The organism is Erwinia pyrifoliae DSM 12163 (assembly GCF_000026985.1).
Taxonomy (GTDB): Bacteria; Pseudomonadota; Gammaproteobacteria; order Enterobacterales; family Enterobacteriaceae; genus Erwinia; species Erwinia pyrifoliae.
Genome location: NC_017390.1, coordinates 3,203,136 through 3,223,119, shown reverse-complemented (window position 1 = coordinate 3,223,119; position 19,984 = coordinate 3,203,136). Strand labels below are relative to the sequence as shown.

Annotated in this window: 18 protein-coding genes and 1 pseudogene; 6 read left to right on the top strand and 13 right to left on the bottom strand. The window is 56.9% G+C overall.

All coding sequences use genetic code 11. The annotated features are described in order from the left end of the window. Positions 1-300: 300 nt before the first annotated feature. On the top strand, positions 301-1,467 hold the full coding sequence (locus EPYR_RS14675; protein WP_012669160.1) for an MFS transporter: 1,167 nt from the start codon (positions 301-303) through the stop codon (positions 1,465-1,467). Here EPYR_RS14675 and EPYR_RS14670 read toward each other — a convergent pair. Continuing rightward, positions 1,460-2,380 (bottom strand): LysR family transcriptional regulator, encoded by a 921-nt coding sequence (locus EPYR_RS14670; RefSeq protein WP_012669159.1) that lies wholly within the window; start codon positions 2,378-2,380, stop codon positions 1,460-1,462. The two genes, EPYR_RS14675 and EPYR_RS14670, sit on opposite strands and share 8 nt — an antisense overlap. Positions 2,381-2,505: 125 nt before the next feature. Here EPYR_RS14670 and lysA point away from each other — a divergent pair, with 125 nt between their 5' ends. Next, positions 2,506-3,759, top strand: a complete 1,254-nt coding sequence (gene lysA, locus EPYR_RS14665) for a diaminopimelate decarboxylase (protein ID WP_012669158.1) — start codon at positions 2,506-2,508, stop codon at positions 3,757-3,759. 82 nt (positions 3,760-3,841) lie between these two features. Here lysA and galR read toward each other — a convergent pair whose 3' ends face one another. Next, the gene (gene galR, locus EPYR_RS14660; protein WP_012669157.1) at positions 3,842-4,846 is read right to left on the bottom strand and encodes an HTH-type transcriptional regulator GalR; all 1,005 of its coding nucleotides are present in this window, start codon (positions 4,844-4,846) and stop codon (positions 3,842-3,844) included. A gap of 179 nt (positions 4,847-5,025) precedes the next feature. Here galR and EPYR_RS14655 point away from each other — a divergent pair, with 179 nt between their 5' ends. Then, positions 5,026-7,302 carry a molybdopterin guanine dinucleotide-containing S/N-oxide reductase gene (locus tag EPYR_RS14655; protein ID WP_012669156.1) on the top strand — a complete coding sequence of 759 codons (2,277 nt, stop codon included), beginning with the start codon at positions 5,026-5,028 and terminating at the stop codon, positions 7,300-7,302. Positions 7,303-7,574: 272 nt separating this feature from the next. On the opposite strand, the gene EPYR_RS14650 is transcribed toward EPYR_RS14655, so the two are convergent. Then, positions 7,575-8,132, bottom strand: a complete 558-nt coding sequence (locus EPYR_RS14650) for an Ail/Lom family outer membrane beta-barrel protein (RefSeq protein WP_012669155.1) — start codon at positions 8,130-8,132, stop codon at positions 7,575-7,577. 543 nt (positions 8,133-8,675) lie between these two features. After that, positions 8,676-10,396 (bottom strand): annotated as a pseudogene (locus EPYR_RS19520) (hemagglutinin repeat-containing protein); the annotation flags it as partial. On the opposite strand from EPYR_RS19520, the gene EPYR_RS14630 reads away from it, so the two are divergent. Beyond that, positions 10,321-10,575, top strand: a complete 255-nt coding sequence (locus EPYR_RS14630) for a SymE family type I addiction module toxin (RefSeq protein ID WP_331387096.1) — start codon at positions 10,321-10,323, stop codon at positions 10,573-10,575. The pseudogene EPYR_RS19520 and the gene EPYR_RS14630 sit on opposite strands and share 76 nt — an antisense overlap. A gap of 73 nt (positions 10,576-10,648) precedes the next feature. On the opposite strand, the gene EPYR_RS14625 is transcribed toward EPYR_RS14630, so the two are convergent. From EPYR_RS14625 to EPYR_RS14595, 7 genes are all read right to left on the bottom strand, one after another. After that, positions 10,649-10,921, bottom strand: a complete 273-nt coding sequence (locus EPYR_RS14625) for a hypothetical protein (protein WP_012669149.1) — start codon at positions 10,919-10,921, stop codon at positions 10,649-10,651. After that, positions 10,908-11,096, bottom strand: a complete 189-nt coding sequence (locus EPYR_RS20415) for a hypothetical protein (RefSeq protein WP_148217839.1) — start codon at positions 11,094-11,096, stop codon at positions 10,908-10,910. Before EPYR_RS20415 ends, EPYR_RS14625 begins: the two co-directional genes overlap by 14 nt. A 17-nt stretch (positions 11,097-11,113) precedes the next feature. After that, positions 11,114-12,264 (bottom strand): IS3 family transposase gene (locus EPYR_RS14620; protein WP_104944977.1). Its coding sequence is split into 2 segments (ribosomal slippage): positions 11,114-12,006 and positions 12,006-12,264, totalling 1,152 coding nucleotides; the frame shifts between segments, so codons are not numbered across the junction. Positions 12,265-12,290: 26 nt separating this feature from the next. Continuing rightward, complete coding sequence (locus tag EPYR_RS14610) at positions 12,291-12,977, bottom strand: hypothetical protein (RefSeq protein WP_012669146.1); 687 nt, start codon at positions 12,975-12,977, stop codon at positions 12,291-12,293. A 99-nt stretch (positions 12,978-13,076) separates the two neighbouring features. Next, positions 13,077-13,352: a type II toxin-antitoxin system ParD family antitoxin gene (locus EPYR_RS14605; protein WP_012669145.1), complete on the bottom strand. Its 276-nt coding sequence runs from the start codon at positions 13,350-13,352 to the stop codon at positions 13,077-13,079. Positions 13,353-13,378: 26 nt separating this feature from the next. After that, entirely contained in the window at positions 13,379-14,413 is a 1,035-nt protein-coding gene (xerC, locus tag EPYR_RS14600; protein WP_014539405.1) for a site-specific tyrosine recombinase XerC, read from the bottom strand. Positions 14,414-14,441: 28 nt separating this feature from the next. Then, positions 14,442-17,507: a CHC2 zinc finger domain-containing protein gene (locus tag EPYR_RS14595; RefSeq protein ID WP_014539404.1), complete on the bottom strand. Its 3,066-nt coding sequence runs from the start codon at positions 17,505-17,507 to the stop codon at positions 14,442-14,444. 124 nt (positions 17,508-17,631) lie between these two features. On the opposite strand from EPYR_RS14595, the gene EPYR_RS14590 reads away from it, so the two are divergent. Together EPYR_RS14590 and symE are read left to right on the top strand one after the other, a co-directional pair. Further along, positions 17,632-18,042, top strand: a complete 411-nt coding sequence (locus EPYR_RS14590) for a helix-turn-helix domain-containing protein (protein ID WP_041474182.1) — start codon at positions 17,632-17,634, stop codon at positions 18,040-18,042. 74 nt (positions 18,043-18,116) lie between these two features. After that, the gene (gene symE, locus EPYR_RS14585; RefSeq protein ID WP_041474181.1) at positions 18,117-18,449 is read left to right on the top strand and encodes an endoribonuclease SymE; all 333 of its coding nucleotides are present in this window, start codon (positions 18,117-18,119) and stop codon (positions 18,447-18,449) included. 54 nt (positions 18,450-18,503) lie between these two features. Here the strand turns inward: symE and EPYR_RS19510 are convergent, their stop codons facing one another. Continuing rightward, positions 18,504-18,767, bottom strand: a complete 264-nt coding sequence (locus EPYR_RS19510) for a hypothetical protein (RefSeq protein WP_012669139.1) — start codon at positions 18,765-18,767, stop codon at positions 18,504-18,506. Next, positions 18,764-19,621: a hypothetical protein gene (locus EPYR_RS14580; protein WP_012669138.1), complete on the bottom strand. Its 858-nt coding sequence runs from the start codon at positions 19,619-19,621 to the stop codon at positions 18,764-18,766. Before EPYR_RS14580 ends, EPYR_RS19510 begins: the two co-directional genes overlap by 4 nt. Positions 19,622-19,984 lie beyond the last annotated feature (363 nt).

Genomic DNA, 19,984 nt, shown 5'->3' with positions numbered 1-19,984 from the left:
CAGTAATCATAAAGTAATGAACGGTTAAGCCGATGTAGAGCGTGGGAAATTAAGAGAAATTTGGTTTGCTTCACGGATGTTTACTCAATTTTTGGCTTACAGAGCAGGCGCTCTCAGCCAGCAGATCTTTGCCACTTACGAACGATCAATCCTCATTATCTGTGTTTAAATATGTGATGTGATGCCGATCAAACTCTTGTGCTGTATCCGTTGCCGGGCATAGCTTGAGTTTGATTTTTTACCTAATCACTGTCGTTCTCTGCATGCAGAGAGATGGTTTTCCTCCTGGGAGTAAATAGCATGCCTGTCTCATTACTGGCGCTGGCGCTGTGTGCCTTTGCGATTGGCACCACCGAATTTGTCATTATCGGGCTGTTGCCGGAAGTGGTGAATGACCTGCACATCTCTATACCGTCTGCGGGTTGGCTAATTAGTGGTTATGCGCTCGGCGTGGCCATCGGCGCGCCGATCATGGCGCTGCTTACCGCCAGGCTCCCGCGTAAACACGCGCTGATGCTGCTGATGGCGATCTTTATTGTCGGCAATATGCTCAGTTCTCTGGCATTGAGTTATAACCTGCTGATGCTGGCCCGCGTGGTAACGGCACTGTGTCACGGTGCTTTCTTCGGCATTGGCGCGGTGGTTGCGGCCAGCCTGGTGGTTCCGGGCAAGCAGGCATCAGCGGTGGCGCTGATGTTCACCGGCCTGACGTTGGCCAATGTGCTTGGCGTACCGCTGGGAACCTGGGTGGGGCAAACGTTCGGCTGGCGCACCACCTTCCTGTGCGTGGCAGTGGCGGGCGTGCTGGCGTTTGCCGGCCTGATGACCAGCCTGCCGGCTCAGCATGATGAAAAGGCGGTGCATCTCGCCGCGGAATTTAGCGCGCTGAAGAATGGCAAATTGTGGTTGTCGCTACTGATGTCGATGTTCTTTGCCGCCGCGATGTTCTCGCTGTTCAGCTATGTCGCCCCGTTACTGTTACAGGTCACCGGCATCAGCCAGCGTGGCGTCAGCTGGACGCTGTTCCTGATGGGGATTGGCCTGACCGTCGGTAATCTGTTGGGCGGCAAGCTGGCGGACTGGAAGATATCATTTAGCCTGATCCTCAGTTTTTCCCTGATTGCCGTGTTCTCACTGCTGTTTAGCTGGACCAGCCACTCTTTTTGGCCGGCGGAACTCACCCTGTTCCTCTGGGCGATGGCCGTTTTCTCGATGATGCCGGCATTGCAGATAAACGTGGTGCGCCACGGTAAAGACGCACCGCACCTGGTATCGACGCTCAACATCACCGCATTTAACCTCGGTAATGCTCTCGGTGCCTGGGTTGGCGGCGCGGCGATCGGTGGCGGTTACGGCCTGACGGCGGTGCCGCTATCGGCAGCGATACTGGCGGCCATCGGCCTGCTGGTCTGTCTTTATACTTTCCACGGCATACGCACGCGGCCGCAGCCCGTAAGGCTTAATTGAGATGATACTGCAGGCGTTGGCTGAACAGACCAATCTGTTGATGCAGATGCTGGCTGAAAGCATCAACCAGTGCTGATGCCGGTCGGTGGCGTGGCCGGATCAAACTGACGGTGAACGGCACCGCAATGCTGAAACGCCGTATGACGACTCCGCTGTCGGCGTAATCAAGTGCCGTCAGCGGGTTGACAATCGACACGCCGACCCCCGCCCTGACCATACAACAGACGGAAGCTGCGCTGTGCGTTTCCATTACCATGCGCCGCTGCACCCCTTGTTCATTAAACATCGCGTCCAGCAACTGTCGGTAGCTGTCGCTGCGTGACAGACTGATGTAGTTCTGGCTGGCGAAGTGCTGGGGGGTCAGGCAGTCGTGTGCGGCCAGCGGGTGGCCCTGTGGCAGCACGCAGACCTCATCGCCGGTAAACAGAGCGCGGCGCTCGGTGCCTGCCGGGGTATGCGTGGTTTCGGTCAGCCCAAGGTCATAGCGCTGGGCGGACAGCCACTCTTCCAGCAGCGGCGACTCCTGCGGAATAATATTCAGGCTCAGATCGGCGTAGCGCTGCATAAATGGCTGGCACAGCAGGGGCAGCAGCGACTGGGCAAAGGCTGGCAAACAGGCGACCGACAGCTCCCCCTGGCGAAATTGCCGCAGCCCTTCGGCCGTGCTCAGAATGCGATCCAGCCCGTACCAGGATCGCTGCACCTCTTCAAACAGGCTCAGACCCTGTACGGTTGGCTGCAGCCGGCCGCGTACCCGTTCAAACAACTGCAGGCCGATTAGCTTCTCAAAGCGGGCCAGTTCGCGACTGACGGTGGGCTGCGAGGTGTGCAGCAGCGCCGCCGCTTCGGTCAAATTACCGGTGGTAACCACCGCATGAAAAATCTCGATATGGCGCAGTGTAACCCCAGCCATTTCTCACTCCCGTGCAAAAATAGGTTTAATCCATATCATGGATGAATAGAGTATGGCAAAACGGATATTTTTATCCCAACTTATGTTGTGGCGTAATAGCGCCATCAACTTATGGAGACCGTTTTATGCCGCGCTTGCTTACCGATACCACCACCGCCCTGACAGGGGAAAATCTGCTGCCGCTGGCGCGCCGTTATGCCGGACCATTGTGGGCATATGACGCCAGCATCATCAGCGAACGCATCAGCCAGCTACAGCAGTTCGACGTGGTGCGTTTTGCGCAGAAAGCCTGTTCTAACGTTCATATTCTGCGCCTGATGCGGGCGGCGGGCGTGAAGGTCGATTCGGTATCGCTGGGCGAAATCGAGCGTGCGCTGGCCGCCGGGTATCAGGCGGGGGGCGATGAGATTGTATTTACCGCCGATCTGCTCGACGAGGCGACGCTGGCAAGGGTTGCCGAACTGAAAGTGCCGGTGAACGCCGGTTCTGTCGATATGCTGCATCAGCTCGGTCAGGTCTCTGCCGGGCACCCTGTCTGGCTGCGCGTCAACCCGGGTTTTGGCCACGGTCACAGTCAGAAAACCAATACCGGCGGCGAGAACAGCAAGCACGGCATCTGGCATGAGGATATGGCGCTGGCGCTGGAGGCGATGCAGAAATATCAGCTCAAGCTGGTCGGCATTCATATGCATATCGGTTCCGGCGTGGACTACGCGCACCTGGAGCAGGTCTGTGATGCGATGGTGAATCAGGTCGTTAACTTTGGTCAGGATTTGCAGGCGATCTCGGCGGGTGGCGGGCTGTCGGTCCCGTATCATTTTGGTGAAGAGACCATTGATACCCGGCACTATTTTGGCCTGTGGGACGCGGCGCGTCAGCGCGTGGAACGTCATCTTGGCCACCCGGTGAAGCTGGAAATAGAACCGGGCCGTTATCTGGTGGCGGAATCCGGCGTGCTGGTAAGCCAGGTACGGGCGGTCAAAAATATGGGTAGCCGTCACTTTGTTTTAGTCGATGCCGGATTTAACGATCTGATGCGTCCGTCGATGTACGGCAGCTACCATCATATCTCTGCGATAGCGGGCGATGGCCGGGCGCTGGATGAGATGAATAGCGTGGAAAGCGTGGTGGCCGGGCCGCTGTGCGAATCCGGCGACGTATTTACCCAGTTGGAAGGCGGCAAGGTGGAAACCCGCGCGCTACCTGCAGTGCAGGTGGGCGATTATCTGGTATTCCATGATACCGGAGCTTATGGCGCCTCAATGTCATCCAACTACAACAGCCGCCCGCTATTGCCGGAAGTGTTGTTTGAAAACGGCCAGCCGCGCCAGATCCGCCGTGCGCAAACCGTGGCCGAGCTGCTGGCGCTGGAGCTTTAACCGCCTCTGAGTTGACTGCGCGGCCGGGGAAGCTGCGCCATGAGTGGCTGGCGGTTGCCTCAGGGTGAGAGGCCGGGTGCAATTAGCCCGGCGGCGCAGCCACCGAATGGCGGCGTACCAGCGTTGGGCTGAACAGGTTAGTCACTTCCGGCAGCGGCTGGCCGTGAGCCAGCGCCAGCGCTAATATGGCCGCCTGCTGAGCCATATTCACAATAGGGTAGCGGATCGTCGTCAGGCGCGGGCGAACATAGCGCGAAACCAGCACATCATCGAAACCGGTTAGCGACATCTCTTCCGGTACCCGCACGCCGTTATCGCTCAGTACCGCCAGCGCCCCGGCCGCCATTGAATCGTTGTAACAGGCGACGGCGCTAAAGGTTTTGCCCTGGCCGAGCAGCTCGGTCATCGCCTGTTCGCCGCCGATTTCGTCCGGCTCACCAAAGGCGACCAGCCGATCGTGACACGGCAGGTTGTGCTGCTTCAGCGCATCGTGGTAGCCCTGCAGGCGATCGCTGGCATCGGAGATGGCGTGATTCGAGCAGATAAACGCAATATTCTGGTGCCCCTGCTGGATAAGATAACGCGTTGCCAGCCAGCAGCCGTAGCGGTCATCCAACGCGATGCATCGTGTTTCAAACCCCGGCAGCACGCGGTTCAGCAGCACCATGCCGGGGATCTGCCCCATCAGCGACAGCAGATGTTCATCAGGGATCTTTTTGGCATGAACCACCAGTGCAGCGCAGCGGTGGCGGATTAATTGCTCAACCGCCTGGCGCTCTTTTTGCTCATCGTGATAGCCATTACCAATCAGCAAGAAGTTACCGGTCTGCCAGGCGACTTCGTCCACCGATTTTACCATCGCGCCAAAAAAGGGATCGGAGACATCACCTACCGCCAGCCCGATCGTTTCGGTGGTCTGCTGTGCAAGCGCACGGGCGTTGGCGTTGGGGTGATACTGTAAAGACGCCATCGCGCTGGTGACGGCAAGGCGGGAACTTTCACTGGCTTTAGGCGAGTGATTAATCACGCGGGATACGGTGGCTACCGAAACGCCCGCGAGCCTGGCAACATCCTTTATCGTGGCCATCGATGAAAAACCTTCCTGGGTAAGCGTTTACATTTTACTTAGTGTTGCGGAAAGCGTCGGTGACTGCAAGCCTGCCAGTATAGCCCCGACGCCCATTCTGAAGATAAACGGTGCGTGCTACGACTTCGTGAAAAATGCTACTCTGATTCGGCAAAAAAAACTGTCTAACGGAACCTGCCATGACGATCAAAAAAGTGCCACATCTCGCCCATTGGGGGGCTTTCAGCGCCGTTGTCGCAAAGGGAAAACTGCTGCGATGTGAGCCTTTTTTTGCCGACCGGGATCCGTCCCCCCTGCTTAATTCCATCCCCGAACTGGTTTATTCGGATAAGCGCATTCGTCAGCCGATGGTGCGCCGCTCGTGGCTTAAGTCACGCGAAAAAAGTGACAGAACTCTGCGCGGGCGTGAGGATTTTGTCGCGGTAGACTGGGAAACCGCGCTTGACCTGGTGGCGGATGAAAACCGGCGGGTGCGTGAGCGTTATGGTGCCAGCGGCATCTTTAGCGGCTCCTACGGATGGTCATCTGCCGGGCGCGTTAACCACGCACGCACGCTGGTCAGACGCTTTTATAACCTTGGCGGTGGCGGCATTGACCAGCAGGGTAATTACAGCTGGGGAGCGGCACAGTTTTTTCTGCCTTATGTGATAGGGACTTATATGCCGCTGACCGGGCGCGTCACCGACTGGCCCAGCGTGGTGGAACACTGTGAGCTGTTTATCGCCTTTGGCGGGCTGGCGCTGAAAAATGGCCAGATGGCGTCCGGCGGGGCGGGAGAGCACAGCCTGAAGCCCGCGCTGCTGCAGCTGGCGGCAAAAGGCACGTCGGTTATCAATATCAGCCCGATGCGTGACGACTGCCCGGAATTTGTTAACGCAGAGTGGATCCCGATCCGCCCAAATACCGACGTGGCGCTGATGCTGGCGATCGGCTACGAAATCGAACGCCTCGGCGCGGTTGATAACGCTTTCCTGCAATCGCACTGTGTGGGCTATCCGCAGCTGCGTGGTTACCTGCTGGGTGAGAGTGACGGCCAGCCGAAAACCCCGCAGTGGGCCAGTGCAATCACCGCTATCCCGGCAGCGCGTATCGCCCTGCTGGCGCGGCAGCTGTGCGGCAAACGCAGCTTTATTACCTGCTCCTATGCAGTACAGCGCGCCCACCGTGGTGAGCAACCATACTGGATGATGATTGCGCTTTCATCGATGCTTGGCCAGCCGGGTCTGCCGGGGGCGGGCTTCTCCTTCGGCCACGGTTCAATGAACAGCGTGGGCAACCCGCGCACGGAGGGGCCTTCTCCGTTGATGTCTACCGGCGTGAACCCGATTGCCAGTCAGGCAATTCCGGTGGCGCGCATCAGCGATATGCTGCTCAATCCCGGCACGGAATATCGCTTCCTGGGGGAAAGCCATACTTACCCGGATATCCATCTGATCCACTGGGCGGGTGGGAATCCTTTCCACCATCATCAGCAGCTCAACCGTCTGGTTGCCGGCTGGCAACGCCCTGATACGGTGGTGGTGCAGGATATCGTCTGGACGCCTGCTGCGCAGATGGCGGATATCGTGCTGCCGGTGACCACCTCACTGGAGCGCAATGATATTGGCGGATCGTCGAAGGACCGCTTTGTATTTGCAATGCATCAGGCGATTGAGCCACAGCATCAGGCGCGCAACGATTTTGATATTTTTGCCGATCTGGCGGAGCGTCTTGGTTATCGCGACAGCTTTACCGAAAAGCGCGATGAAATGGCGTGGATAGAGCATCTTTACCAACAGTGCGCGCAGGCTCATTCCGGCAAAGGTATTGATTTTCCGGCGTTCGATACCTTCTGGCAGCAGGGCCACGTTGAGATCCCGCCGCCGGATAAGCCGTGGGTATTTATGGCGGATTTTCGCCAAAATCCGCTTGAGCATCCGGTGAGCACTGCCAGCGGCAAAATTGAACTGTTCAGTGAAACCATTGCGGGGTTCCGGCTGGCCGATTTCGCTCCGCACCCGGAGTGGCAGCCGCCGCAGGAGTGGCTGGGGGCGGAAGTTGGCCAGCGCTTCCCGCTGCATATGATTTCGATTCAGCCCCATGACCGTCTGCATAGCCAGATGGATGCCACGCCCGGCGTACAGGCCAACAAAACCGCCGGACGTGAAACCCTGTTAATGCACCCGCAGGATGCAGAAGCGCGCGGCATCAGCGACGGTGATGTTATTAATGTCTTTAACGATCGCGGACGTATGCAGGCCGGTGTGCGTATTAGCGATGGCGTATGCCCGCAGGTGGTGCTTATCGCCACCGGAGCCTGGTTTGATCCCGGTTTTGGCCAGGCGTGGCGGCCTTACGACCGTGCAGGCAATCCGAATGTACTGACGCTGGATATCGGCACCTCGTCACTGACTCAAGGCCCCAATGCCATGAGCTGCCTGGTGGAAATCAGGAAAGCGACGTCTGCAATGGGCTAATTGCATCTGGCGGCATCTTTTTATTGCCGCCATCAGTTAACCCCCTTTTTGGGTAAGCATCGACATTAGATTTTGTGTTGCGGAAAACGCAGGTGCTTGCAAGGTAAGGTATGTTCAGCAGATTGAAAAGCGAATTAATTTTTTCTGATATTTTATGAAAAGTACAGGCGCAACGGAATTGTATGGACAGGATGCTCAGTTTGACATCAGCATCCTGTGGCTTTTTTTATTTTAGTTCCCTCTGTCCACGGTGGGCATGGCAGCGATTGCATTTAGAAATGATAGCCAATGCCCATACTAAAGCCATTGATTTTTTTTGCATTGATTTTACTTTTTTCATAGCTAATATCGATGGCAATATTTTTCAGAGGGTTAATCTGTACACCTGCACCATAAGCAAATGAAGTCGTGTTGCTAGCCGTGTGTTCAGTATAGGTATAATTAGTATGGCGGTAGTTCTGTGTGAGATCTAATTTACTGCTACCTAAACCACTAACGGCATAAAGTGAAACATATTTGTTAATTCGATAAGACGGACCGATAAGTAACGAATAGTATTTTACTTTTATACGGTCGTCGTAATATGTGTCCCCCCAGCTGAGCGAATCAAACTCGTGTCCTCCAGCAGACATATAGCTGAATGACGTGATGACGCCAAGTAAAGAATTCGGCTCATAGCGATACTTGAGGTTAACACCCCGCAGATTTTTAAAATCCTGCACCCGGCTTTGCGCATAGCCGATCGATAGAGCATGACTGTCTGCATGCACCAGCAAGCTGGCTTGCAGAGCGCTTAAGGCCAAAATCACTGCCATAACTTTTACTTTCATTACTATATCCTTATTGCTTATTTTGAAGTTCCCTCTTTACAGAGGCGTTTGTCTCGCTATCTCATAGTTTAATAAGATAACGCAAAAAAACGGTAAGCCTTTTCGCTAATGCCTGCTATGTTGGGGCGATGAGGTTAATTCACGCTGCGCGAAAGAAAATCTATCAAATGTTTTATAAAGAGTAAAGGGGTTGGCTTTGCGCTAATAATTATATTTGGAGTTATTTAAGTAATTTCTTTGTTAAGTTTTTCTCTTTATTAAAGCGCAGGCTTTAATGTTAACGATATCAAATGCGGAAATGCTGTTATTTATTGACGTGAAGTTCTCTTCGCGGGTTATAAGATCATTCCCTTTCTCACGGCCAGAGCCCCTGCACGCATTCTGTCGTTTAGCCGTTATGACTGACCCACAAACGTTAACGGTTTTCATGTCAACGGAGTAACAGCAGGTCATCAGGCTGCTTGCTGGCAGGGATAAATATCAGATACGAAGAGGAAAGGCGATTGCCCAGAGTAAGGTGATACATGTTAATGTCGGGCTAATTCAGCCGCCCGGATGAAACCTCTGAGCGGTGGCATAAGCGTGCCGTAAGTACCAGAGAGGGGGACATCCCGTTTCTTCATATTGATAAAGCAGCTGATCAACGCTGTAAACAGGACTGGCTAAACCATCAGTTTGGAAATGGTTTAGCAGAGGAGCGGAGTGACCGCTCGTCTGTGCCACCACCGCACCCAGTACCGCGTGCGCCATCAGGTTTGCTTCAACGTTGATACCGCCGGGCACCGTCTTGTCCTCGGTCATTTTATGAATGACCTCCGCCAGATACGGTGCCGCTCCGCCCGCCATCGCCTGCGCGATATTGCCGCCCGCCAGGCCCTGCACCGCCGCCGTGGCGGCCTGGATGGCCTGTTGCACTTTCCCCCCCGTGCCGAACTGGCTTTCCGTCAGCGCCTGATTATAGAAGTTCTGGTAGACCTGCTTTTCNATATCCGCGCTGTCGTACTGCTTCGACGGATCCTGCTTTTTCAGATCGGACAGGGCTTCATCGCGGTCGTGCTGCGTGGCCCCGGCAATTTTATCATTTGCCGCATGCGTGGCTTCGATCCGCCGCAATATCCAGCGCCTGCGCCCCTATTTCGCCGATCTTCTNCGCTTCCTGCAGCCGCTGCTGCTCCTTCTCCTTGTTGAATATCGGGGAAAGGGTCTGGCTGGCATGCTCCACGTCGCGGNTCAGGTCAGCGACATCCTGCTGCTGCGCATTCTTATCACGGATAATAATGCTGCCGTCAGATACCGCCGCTTGGGTGGCGGAGCTGTCGTGGTCTTCGCCGTTGGCNCCGACCAGCAGGGTGCTGCCCAGATTACTCAGGAACTGNCCACCCGTGCTGCCGCCGGTGCTGAAGCCGGNGCTCAGGTGTTCGACCTTATAGTCGGCCCTGTTATCNATATCAGCAAAGCCCAGCGTGCCGGTATCAAGGCGGTTTTTATCCGCCGTGGCGGTTTTTATCCGCCGTGGCGGTGCTGCCGATAACCGCGCCGTTGAGCTGTGTATGCCCGCCGGTGGTGATGTCAAAGCCGCCTTTGCCGGCAAAGATGCCGGTCTGCTCCTGCACCGAATCCCATGTGCTGTGCATCTTATCACGGCTGAGGTTAAACGAACCGCCGGGGCCGCCAGCGCCAGCGCTGCCGCCCGCACTGGCATTCTGCTGCTTCGAGTCGTAGTTATCGCTGTCCTGCTCGCTGGTTAATGTCAGGTTGCGGGCCGTGTCCAGCGTCACGCTGTCGCCGCTGACCTGTGCGCCGGTCAGCGTGGTGTCACGCCCGCTGCTGATGGTCAGATGATGACCGGCGTTGAGCGTGGTTTCNGTATGCGTGACGCCGTTGCCGTNCTCCGAACCTGTGCCTTTATTGCCGCTGGCGTTGAGGGTCAGGCCGTTTTTATCCCCGCCGAAATTAATGCCAACGCCGACGGAAGCGCCGTGGCTTTCGTTTTTCCCCTCAAGAAGCGAGGTGTTCTGCGCCGACAGCAGGTTGACGTCACGGGCGGCAGCCAGGCCGAGATCCCTGCCGGCCTGCAGCTGGCTGCCCTGAACGGTGATATCCGCGTCGGTGGCGCGAATATTGAGGTTATTGCCGGCGGTNAGGGTGCTGCCCTGGCTCTGGTTCGAGGTCTGCGTCTGCTGAGATTTTGACGACTGGCTGCCGTAAGACAGGTTNACGCCAAACAGGTTTTTCGCATCCTCTCCCTGGCCATCACCAGGCTGGGATCAAATCAAGGCGTTATACCCTGTGCTATATCCGCGATCATATTAAGCACCTGCCGTCACCGTCCATTACCCTGAAGGGACACCGGATGGCGGCGCTGGGATTTGATACCGGGCAGAAGAACGAGGTGATCACGGAACCGGGGCAGCTGATTATCCGGCTGGCGGAGGAAGGGTAACTGACTGGCTTATAAAGTAAAATCCCGGCATGGTGGCCGGGATTTTGCTCATTGAGCTGGATATTAATCTCTGTTACTCACGATCAGAAGGGGGGCGGGTACGGGCCTTGCGTTCGTCTATTTTGGCGAAGATCCATGAACCTAAACCTCCCGCAGTACCCGCAATAATGCTTACAACTATGATTTCTATGATTACCTCTTGGGTTAAATTCACCTTACCATCAAAAATTAAGTCAATCGCAGCATTAGCTATAAAGAAAAAAATAATGCAACAAACAATAAGATAAATAACGCTTAAAAATAAAATCCTTAAAGTTATATTCGGGTTTTTTTTATTTATCAGCATTATTAGTATCCTGTGCATTTATTTTATCTTTGATTTTATTACCAATAAATTCACCACCAACAGAACCAATAACATCACTCACAAAACCAGAGCTTGGCCCTAAAACAGGTTCTAGTACATGTGGTGAAAGTGCTCCTACCGCTGCACCGAATGCCCATCCAGTGATCCTACCCACGTAATGTGGACACAGCCCTAAGCGAGGTTCTGGTTTTCAAATTGTTCAGGACTAAGGCCGCCACAGGCACTGTGACGACGCCACCGATTGTAATCACACTCGATATAATTAAACACCGTTGTCCGCATTATTTCCCGGCTGGCAAAGCGTTCTCCGTGGATACATTCCACCTTCAGCGAATGAAAGAAGCTTTCCACGCAGGCATTGTCATAACAGCAGCCTTTTGCGCTCATGCTCCCGCGCAGATTATGACATTTCAGCAAGCTCTGATAATCCGATGAACAGTACTGCCCACCACGGTCAGTGTGAACAATCACTTTTTCAGGACGTTTTCGCCGCCACAACGCCATCTGCAGTGCGTCGCAGGCCAGTTGTGCGGTCATACGCGGCGACATCGACCAGCCAATGACGGAACGCGACCACAGGTCAATGACCACCGCCAGATACAGCCAGCCCTCATCTGTACGTAAGTAGGTGATGTCACCTGCCCACTTCTGGTTTGCGCCGCTGGCGTAAAAATCCTGTTTCAGCAGGTTCTCTGACACGGGCAGGCCGTGTTCACGATAACTGACCGGACTGAACTTGCGGGCCGCTTTCGCCCGCAGCCCCTGACGTCGCAGGCTGGCGGCAATGGTTTTGATGTTGTACTCCGGCAGCTCGTCAGCAAGACGAGGTGCGCCATAACGCTGTTTTGCCTCAGTAAATGCCTTACCGACGGCCTTATCGCAGATGAGGCGGAACTGCTGGCGCGGGCTGATTTGATGGCGACGCAGGCACCAGACATACCAGCCGCTTCGGGCAATTCTAAGCACACGACACATGGCCTTGATACTGAACTCAGCCCGATTTTTTTCGATAAAGACATACTTCATTTCAGGCGCTTCGCGAAGTATGTCGCGGCCTTTTGGAGAATGGCCAGCTCCTCAGCCTGCTCCGCCAGTTGCCGCTTAAGGCGGGCAATTTCAACAGACATTTCCTGCTCACGTTCAGAAGAGGAATGTGCATTTTTGAGCTTGCTGCGCCAGGCATAAAGCTGCGATTCATACAGACGGAGTTCACGGGCAGCTGGAGCCACACCGATACGCTCAGCAAGTTTCAGGGCTTCGTTGCGAAATTCAGGCGTATGTTGTTTGCGTGGCTTTTTGCTGGTTGATGCTGGTTTTGTCATGAGTCACCTCTTGCTTGAGAGTTTACTCACTTAGTCGCGTGTCCACTATTGGCGGGTAGGATCACAGCTCCTGATCCAGCTAAAGCGCCTTTATCCGGGCCATCAATAAAGAGTGTCGCACCTGCTGAGATCCCCGCGTTCTGCCAGACCCCGCGGCCCGGAGCCAGCGCTCCCGTAATTCCTGACGAGATACTTCCCTTATAATCCCAGGTTTTACTTTCATTTCCAAGCTGACTCAGATCGAACCACTGATATGTCCCGTTGGCGATTTCCGCTATTACTGCGCCACCCACCACTTTACCTGCCGATGCCGCCGGCCCTAAATAAGCGGCTCCCGCTGCCAGTACACCATCTTTATATGCCTCAACAATCGCCTTCGGAATATTTGCCCCTTCCGGCATATCACCCTGCGCCAGCTTATTCAGCCCGGCCTGTTTCTGCTCCGGCGTCAGTTCGTTTGTCACGGCATACTGATCCCACGATGCCACCGCCTGAACGTAACTCTGCAGGCCGGACGGCAGACTCAGCGCATTATTCTCCACAACAACTTCTTCCGCTGCGAAGTTACCCGGCGTACGGCATATTTCCCTGTGCTTTCCGTGAGTTACAACCGGTTTTTTCTGTTGCACTTCCGGTACCGCAACTTTTTTCCCCGACGCGCCTTTTTCGCCCGTGCACGCTACCGCCCCGGCCAACATCACCAGGCACAGCATCCTCTTGCGCCGTAACAGCATTCGCGGCTTCTGCGATATATCGGTAAAGCGTAAGGAGTTGTTCTTCCGCTTCCGGTGAGAAGATCACCTGATACTCATTCATCCTTTACTGAGTTTCCTGTGCTCTTCTGCCAGTTTTTCACGCAGCTGTATGCCACTGATACCGCGTTCTGGATCGGTTTTTAGTGCTTCATACGCGGGTACAACCTGCTCGCTCAGCCATTTTTCCACAGCATGGTCACGCGCTGCCAGCGCGCGTAGCCCTTCACGGATAACTTCACTTTCTGAGGCATACTCTCCGCTGGCAACCCGCGATTTTATCTGAGCAGCCATTTCATTCGGCAGGGTGATGCTCATTTGTTGTGTGGTGCGCATATTTCTCTCCTTCAGGTGAGTAGGATTTAATCATACTCACCTTTATGCTCGCTGTCAGCTTCACGCTCTGCCGGATGGGTTGAAGCATGCACCGCCTGAAGCGCTTTTATGCTCACCTGCGTATATATCTGTGTGGATTCCACGCTGCGGTGGCCCAGCATCGCCTGTATCCATCTGAGGTCCGCGCCGTTCTCCAGCATCTGCGTCGCCATCGCGTGCCGAAACAGNTGGCAGCTGCCTTTTTCTATCCCAGCCGCCCGCAGATACGGCACCACCGCGTGCGTGATGCCGTTCGCCGTCAGTCCGGCCACGCCGTCCATCGCCACGAACAGCGCCTTACACCCGGCCACCGCCACTATCTCCGGCCTGACCTCATGCAGGTAGTGCCGCAGCCACCACAGCGCCCGTTCACCCACCGGGATAACCCTGTCCTGCTTTCCCTTACCCTGCACGATGGTCAGTATCTTCCGGCTGAAGTCCGCGCTCCAGGTTTCCAGCCGCGCCACCTCGCCGCGCCGGATGCCCGTTGACCACAGCAGTTCCAGCAGCGCCCGGTCACGCATGCCCTGCAACGTGTTCAGGTCGCACAGGTTTACGATGTCCTCCACCTGCTCCACGCTCAGGATGGTGCGCGGCAGGTGCTTTTCCAGCCGGGGCAGCTCAAGGTCGGCGGCGGGATTGGCCAGGATAAGATTCTGCTTCGCCAGCCAGCGGAACCACACCTGCAGCGGCTGTAAGGCGGTACGCTGGGTGCGGGGGCTTAACGGCTCGCCGTTGCCCTTGCGGTACCGGTACAGGTGGCGCTGCCAGCGCTCCAGCACCGGGCGGGTGACGTCTGCGGCATGATGGATGCCGCGCTCCTGCGCCCAGCAGATAAAGCGGTAGCCGTGGTGCGTCTGTACTTTCAGGGTGGTTTCCGACCAGTTGCGTTCCCGTCGCCACTTCACGAAGCGCAGCAGCAGCGCGTACAGGCTTTTCGGGTCATGCGCCGGGCCGACCGGCTGGCGGTAGATATCATCGACGCTGAGCAGGCGGTTTGCGGCGGGTTTGCGGTTGGCCATGTTGACGCTCCGTTGTCAGGACTGGCGGTTAAGAAGAGGGTGCGGATAACGGGGGCGGAGGCGGCAGCGGCGCTTTCTTTTTTTCTCTTATTACTGCGTTTCCGTTTATCCCGACCGGTTTGCTCTCCACGCCCCGTGCTGCCTGACCTGAAGCCGGTTTTGTCCTGTCCGGCCGGCCACCGACCGCATCCCGACCAGAGGCCGACCGGTGACCGCTGATATCCGACCGGACGGCCTGACACCCCGACCGGTCCGCGCCGCCCTCGTCAGTGGTTCCGCTTTCTGCCACCTCCAGCAGCCCGCACAGGTGCGCCCGGTCGCCCTCCTCACCGTCCCACAGCAGCGCGTATTCATGGCTCAGGCCGCGCCGGTACAGCAGCAGGTATTCCATTTCCAGCAGCCGGGCAAGGTGAACCTTTAACTGCGTGTCGCCCCAGTGAAGCCGCTCCCGCACGTCCCGCCGCGTGAAGTGCAGCTCGCCCGGTTTCACCGCCTGTTTCTGTGCGGTTTCACCGACCCAGGCTTTCAGCAGTACCAGCAGTTTCCGCGTCTGCGGCGGCATTTCGTCCAGCGTGCGGCCCAGCACTTCGTGCGCCAGCTTATTGGCTAACGCGATATCCGACGGCTGCACCTCGATATACTCGATAACCTCGCCGCGATGCGCCGTGCGCTTCACCGTCCGCTGGTACTGGTGCAGCAGCGCCACCGCCTGGATTAAGGTGAGGTACTTCATATGGTCGCGCCGGGTGCGGGTTTTGTCTGACAGGAAGGTGAGCCGTTCCGCGTAAGGATTAACCACCTTCAGCGGACGTAACAGCCGCTGGGCGTTCTGGTGCAGCCCGGTTAAGTAACTTTTTTCCGAGGTGGCCAGCAGCCCTTCCAGCGTCTGGCCGTGGCGCTGCATGGCGTGTATTGCCCGCGTCTGCTCCCGCGACTCGTTGACCGTCAGCACCAGGCAGCGGTTCAGCAGCTCCTCGTCCACGTCGATNGCGGTGGTGGTGAGCATCAGCATCACCGGGCCTTTGACGCGGTACTCGCGGGTGACCAGTTCGCCGCTTGCCTCGTCCTTGCCGGTGCTGGCTATTTTCAGCTCGCCGTCACTCTGCAACAGCTTCAGCGCGTANGCCGCCTGGCGTACCCCTTCTTCTTCGGCGATTGCCAGTATCTTGTGTTGCAGGCTGGTTTCNCCGAGGTAATACAGGCTCTGCCCGGTCATGGCGCTGTACTGGATGCGCTCTTCTTCCGGCATCAGGCCGAGAACNGCGTCCATCAGCGACGATTTACCCGCCGCCGAGCTGCTCTGTATCAGCACGGCTAACGGTTTATCGAGTTTGCGACTGGTGGCCGCCAGGTAGCCGGTTAACAGGTTGGCGGCTTCGCCGACCACGCCACAGGCCGCCAGGTCATTCACGATACGCTCCGCCAGCTGCGGGTCTTTCAGTAACCCGAGCGCCGCCGTTTCGTCTTCAGCGGTTACCGTGACGGCCCCGGAGGCCTGCTCCGCCTCCGCCGCTTTCAGCCGTTCGTCCTGCTGCTGCTCCAGCGCCAGCAGCACCTGCCCGGCCTCACGTTTGATAACCGACAGTTCACAGCCCAGCTCGTTTGCCGCCGCGCTGATATACGCCTGGCGCTGCTTCGCGTGGTACATATCCAGCTGGTCAACGTGGAACGCACCGGATGATCCGTCCAGCACCCGCACATTGACCTTCATCACTTCCGACAGGCAGGAAGCCTTAGTGCCGCGGGCGCAGGGATGCGCAGGAGCGGCAGACAGGGTATTTTTCTGCCAGCCGCGCGCCCGCCACACGCGCGGACCCGAGCGTAACAGCAGCTCGCCGGATGGCGTGGTTTCACAGGCGATAAGCGGGATTGCAGCAGGTTGTGAGGAAGGGAGGGCGGTTAAGGAAGAAGGGTTATCNCCGCTGGCCGTCACGGTTTCAGATGCGGCCACCGTGCCGCTGTGCATCCGGGAAGCCGACTCCAGCGCCAGCGCGAAGGCGGATTCNGGATTACCGCTTTTCAGCGCGTAGGCGTTGGCATCCAGCCCCAGCGGGAAGCGCACCCGCCAGGCGTCGATCCCGGCCTGCTGCAACTCCCCGGCCACCGCTTCAGCCCCCCGATCCCCGGCTTCGTCCCTGTCGAAGGCGATCAGCACCCGCTTTACCCCGTGCCAGCGCAGCGCCGCCAGATGATCGGCGGTAAAGCTGTTGGCCCCGAACGCGGCGATCACATTACGGTAACCGGCACACCAGAAGGTCATGGCGTCGATCAGCGCTTCGCACAGGATCACCTCTGACGAGGCTTTCAGCGCCTGCTCGTTCCATACCCCAACCAGCGGCGCGGGCAGATAGAGATGCCGGGCCGANCCCTTTTTGATCTGACTGTCGGTCAGAGTTCTGCGCCCGTACAGCTGGAGCACCCGCCCGCGCTGCGCCGCATTACCGCTTTCCGACCAGCCGACCACCGGCACCACCAGGCAGCCGCGGAAGTGATCCTGGCGGGTGGTTNCGCGCAGCACGCCCAGCAGTGTTAAGCGGTCACGCAGCCGTTTACCCTCTTTGCTGCTCACTGACGGCAGCAGACCCGCCACGCCGTGCGCCCCGGCGAACCCCAGCTTAAAGTGGCTGACCAGTTCAGGATGATTCAGGCCGCGCTTCTCCAGCCAGGCGAGTGCCTCCGGGCTGTTCAGCAGATTGCGGTGATACCCGTTTACCACCTGGCCCAGCAGCGCCTGGCCGTCGTCGTCGAGGTCGGTGAGGGTCTGACGTGGTGGCGAAGCAGGAACGGCAGCGGCTGAAGAAGAAGGGTTATGACCGGCGAACTCACGCAGCCGCAGCACCGCCCTGGGCAGGGAGAAGTTTTCGGTTTTCATCATCCAGTCCACCACCGACCCGGCCGCACCGCAGCCGAAGCAGTGATACAGGTTTTTCTCCGGGCTGATAACCAGCNAGGGGGTTTTCTCCTGATGGAAGGGACACAGCAGCACCCGGTCACGCCCCTGCTGGCGCAGCCTGTGCCCCTGCGATTCGGCCAGCGCGGCTAACGACACGCTGCGCTTTAACTCGTCCAGTTCCTTCTGTGGGATGCGGGGCATGGCTCGGACTCCNGTCAAAAACCTGTCAAGATTTTCTTTGATTCGATATGCGATACATTATATATTCGTAATACGATTNTAAAGCAAGTCGTTTTCAGAGTACCCCGTATACTTGGAGCATCTTATGGCGGATATGACAGATGAGCTTATGCAGACTGAAGAACAACGGCGGGCTTTTGGTAAACGGCTGAAGGAACTACGTAACCAGCAGCGGCGTACGCAGAAGGAAGTGGCCGCCCTGATTGGGTTGCAGCTTTCGCAGTACAACAAGTATGAGTCCGGGATGCACATTCCCCCGGCTGAGAAGCTGATACAGCTGGCGGAGTTGTTTACCACGACCATTGATTATNTGTTGCTCGGCTCGCATCACGAGCAGTTGCCGATTAGCAACACGCGGCTGATGGAGCGGTTCAGGGCGCTGGCACAGTGCCAGCCGGAAGAGCAGGAGACGGTCATTAAGCTGATTGATGCGGTGATTGTAAANCACCGGGTGGAGTCTGCGATACGACCCGTCGACCAGGAGAGAAGCCGCTAAGGATTTTAGCGCGGGGCTGAGGTGTTGACGCACCTTAACCCCGCTAACCACAAGCAANTAACAAGGAGTTGATTATGGCTGAAACACATCATAAGCCAGAGACACGCACACCCACAACATCAAGGAGTTATACCGTGGGCTANGTCCGGGATTCGGGCACCTTTGAGCCGTTCCCCGCCGTGACCCTGAAGGGCGGCTGGCTGAGGGAAGCGGGGTTTGATACCGGCACGGCGGTGAACGTGCGGGTGCTGCCGGACTGTCTGATACTGACGGTTAAACCGCCATCAGCGGAGCCGGAGATAATGCAGGCGCTGCGCCAGGTGTGCGGCAAGCTGTCCGCCCGCAAGCAGCGGCAGATAGAGGAGTTTATTCAGGTGATTGCGGGACCGCAGAAGCGACAGGGGTAAGTGGCTGGTTATAAAGTAAAGCCCCAACCTATGGGGTTGGGGCTTTTGAGAAGATCAATCAGGATCTGATGGGGGAGTTTTTTTGTCTTTCATTCTGGATAAGATCCAAATACCTACGCCGGTAGGGATACCTGCCGCGATGCCTCTTTTAATTGAAAAAAGAACATCCCCCTGCCAGCCAAAGATGAAAGAGCCATTTTTCAAATAAACCAAAATTGCAGCACATAAGCATCCAGACAAAACAGCAAGAGTCATAATGACGACAAAAGTTACTAATAAAATCAGGAGCGATTTTAAACCATAAGTACGAGGTTTCATTTCTTATCCCCCCCATCTTTTAGCTTATTCTCAACTTGACTACCTGTTGCTTCACTAGCTACAGAACCACCAATGGCTCCAGCAATACCCGCCGCTTTATCTGAAACAATCGGAAAATATTTATTCCCAATTTCCAGGGCTTTACCACCACCCGCACCAATCGCAGTACCAACGGCTGCCCCTGCCACAGCAGGAACTGCATCTTTACCCTGCAACGTCGCACCACCGTAAGCTCCGATGACGCTGACTCCCTCCGTAAACCAGAATCCTTTGCCCTGCGTAACAGCCCCTGAACCCGCCGCTATCAGTGCATCGGTCATGCTTATCGGGTCACCGCCCGCAATCTGATTACTGACATTGGCCGCACCACTGATAACCCCACCTGCCAGGATACTCCCTGCCGTTGCCCCGGAAGGCAACAGTACGGGCGCAACCACAGCGGACACTCCCGCGCCCCAGGCCGTTATCAGCCCCGTGGCTGCATTCTGTCCGGCGGGTAAATCACCCTGCGCCAGCTTATTCAGCCCGGCCTGTTTCTGCTCCGGCGTCAGTTCGTTTGTCACGGCATACTGATCCCACGATGCCACCGCCTGAACGTAACTCTGCAGGCCGGACGGCAGACTCAGCGCATTATTCTCCACAACAACTTCTTCCGCTGCGAAGTTACCCGGCGTACGGCATATTTCCCTGTGCTTTCCGTGAGTTACAACCGGTTTTTTCTGTTGCACTTCCGGTACCGCAACTTTTTTCCCCGACGCGCCTTTTTCGCCCGTGCACGCTACCGCCCCGGCCAACATCACCAGGCACAGCATCCATGCCAGCACATCCTTCAGTCCTTTTTTCATATCCTGCATTGTAGCAACTCATCATCGTCTGTCATTACCCCTTTTCAGCGCGGCGCGGAGCCGGGCCACAGCTTGGCTGTGGGCCGGGGATGCGTCTGCCGGGTGCGGGCTGGCGAGGCCCGCAAGGGCCGCATGGCGGCGCTCTGAGGCGCGGAAGGTTAAGGGAACGGACGGTTTTGCATGACCGCCACAGGCCGGGGCGGGTAGCGGAAGCTGGCCGGAACGGGAACGAGCAAGGAGGNACGACTGCGAGCCGTTACGGACAGACGCAGCCGGGCGGGCATAAAGCCCTGCANGCGGAGGCCGTAAGGCCGACAACTGCCAGGGGGTGATTGATGGCAACGCCGTAGCCAGCGCCGCCAGGGAGGGCGG

Bases quoted from the DNA above. Each gene is read 5' to 3' on its own strand.
- EPYR_RS14675 (WP_012669160.1), top strand. From the start codon at position 301: ATGCCTGTCTCATTACTGGCGCTGGCGCTGTGTGCCTTTGCGATTGGC.
- EPYR_RS14670 (WP_012669159.1), bottom strand. From the start codon at position 2,380: ATGGCTGGGGTTACACTGCGCCATATCGAGATTTTTCATGCGGTGGTT.
- lysA (WP_012669158.1), top strand. From the start codon at position 2,506: ATGCCGCGCTTGCTTACCGATACCACCACCGCCCTGACAGGGGAAAAT.
- galR (WP_012669157.1), bottom strand. From the start codon at position 4,846: ATGGCCACGATAAAGGATGTTGCCAGGCTCGCGGGCGTTTCGGTAGCC.
- EPYR_RS14655 (WP_012669156.1), top strand. From the start codon at position 5,026: ATGACGATCAAAAAAGTGCCACATCTCGCCCATTGGGGGGCTTTCAGC.
- EPYR_RS14650 (WP_012669155.1), bottom strand. From the start codon at position 8,132: ATGAAAGTAAAAGTTATGGCAGTGATTTTGGCCTTAAGCGCTCTGCAA.
- EPYR_RS14625 (WP_012669149.1), bottom strand. From the start codon at position 10,921: ATGCTGATAAATAAAAAAAACCCGAATATAACTTTAAGGATTTTATTT.
- EPYR_RS14610 (WP_012669146.1), bottom strand. From the start codon at position 12,977: ATGCTGTGCCTGGTGATGTTGGCCGGGGCGGTAGCGTGCACGGGCGAA.
- EPYR_RS14605 (WP_012669145.1), bottom strand. From the start codon at position 13,352: ATGCGCACCACACAACAAATGAGCATCACCCTGCCGAATGAAATGGCT.
- EPYR_RS19510 (WP_012669139.1), bottom strand. From the start codon at position 18,767: ATGAAACCTCGTACTTATGGTTTAAAATCGCTCCTGATTTTATTAGTA.
- EPYR_RS14580 (WP_012669138.1), bottom strand. From the start codon at position 19,621: ATGCAGGATATGAAAAAAGGACTGAAGGATGTGCTGGCATGGATGCTG.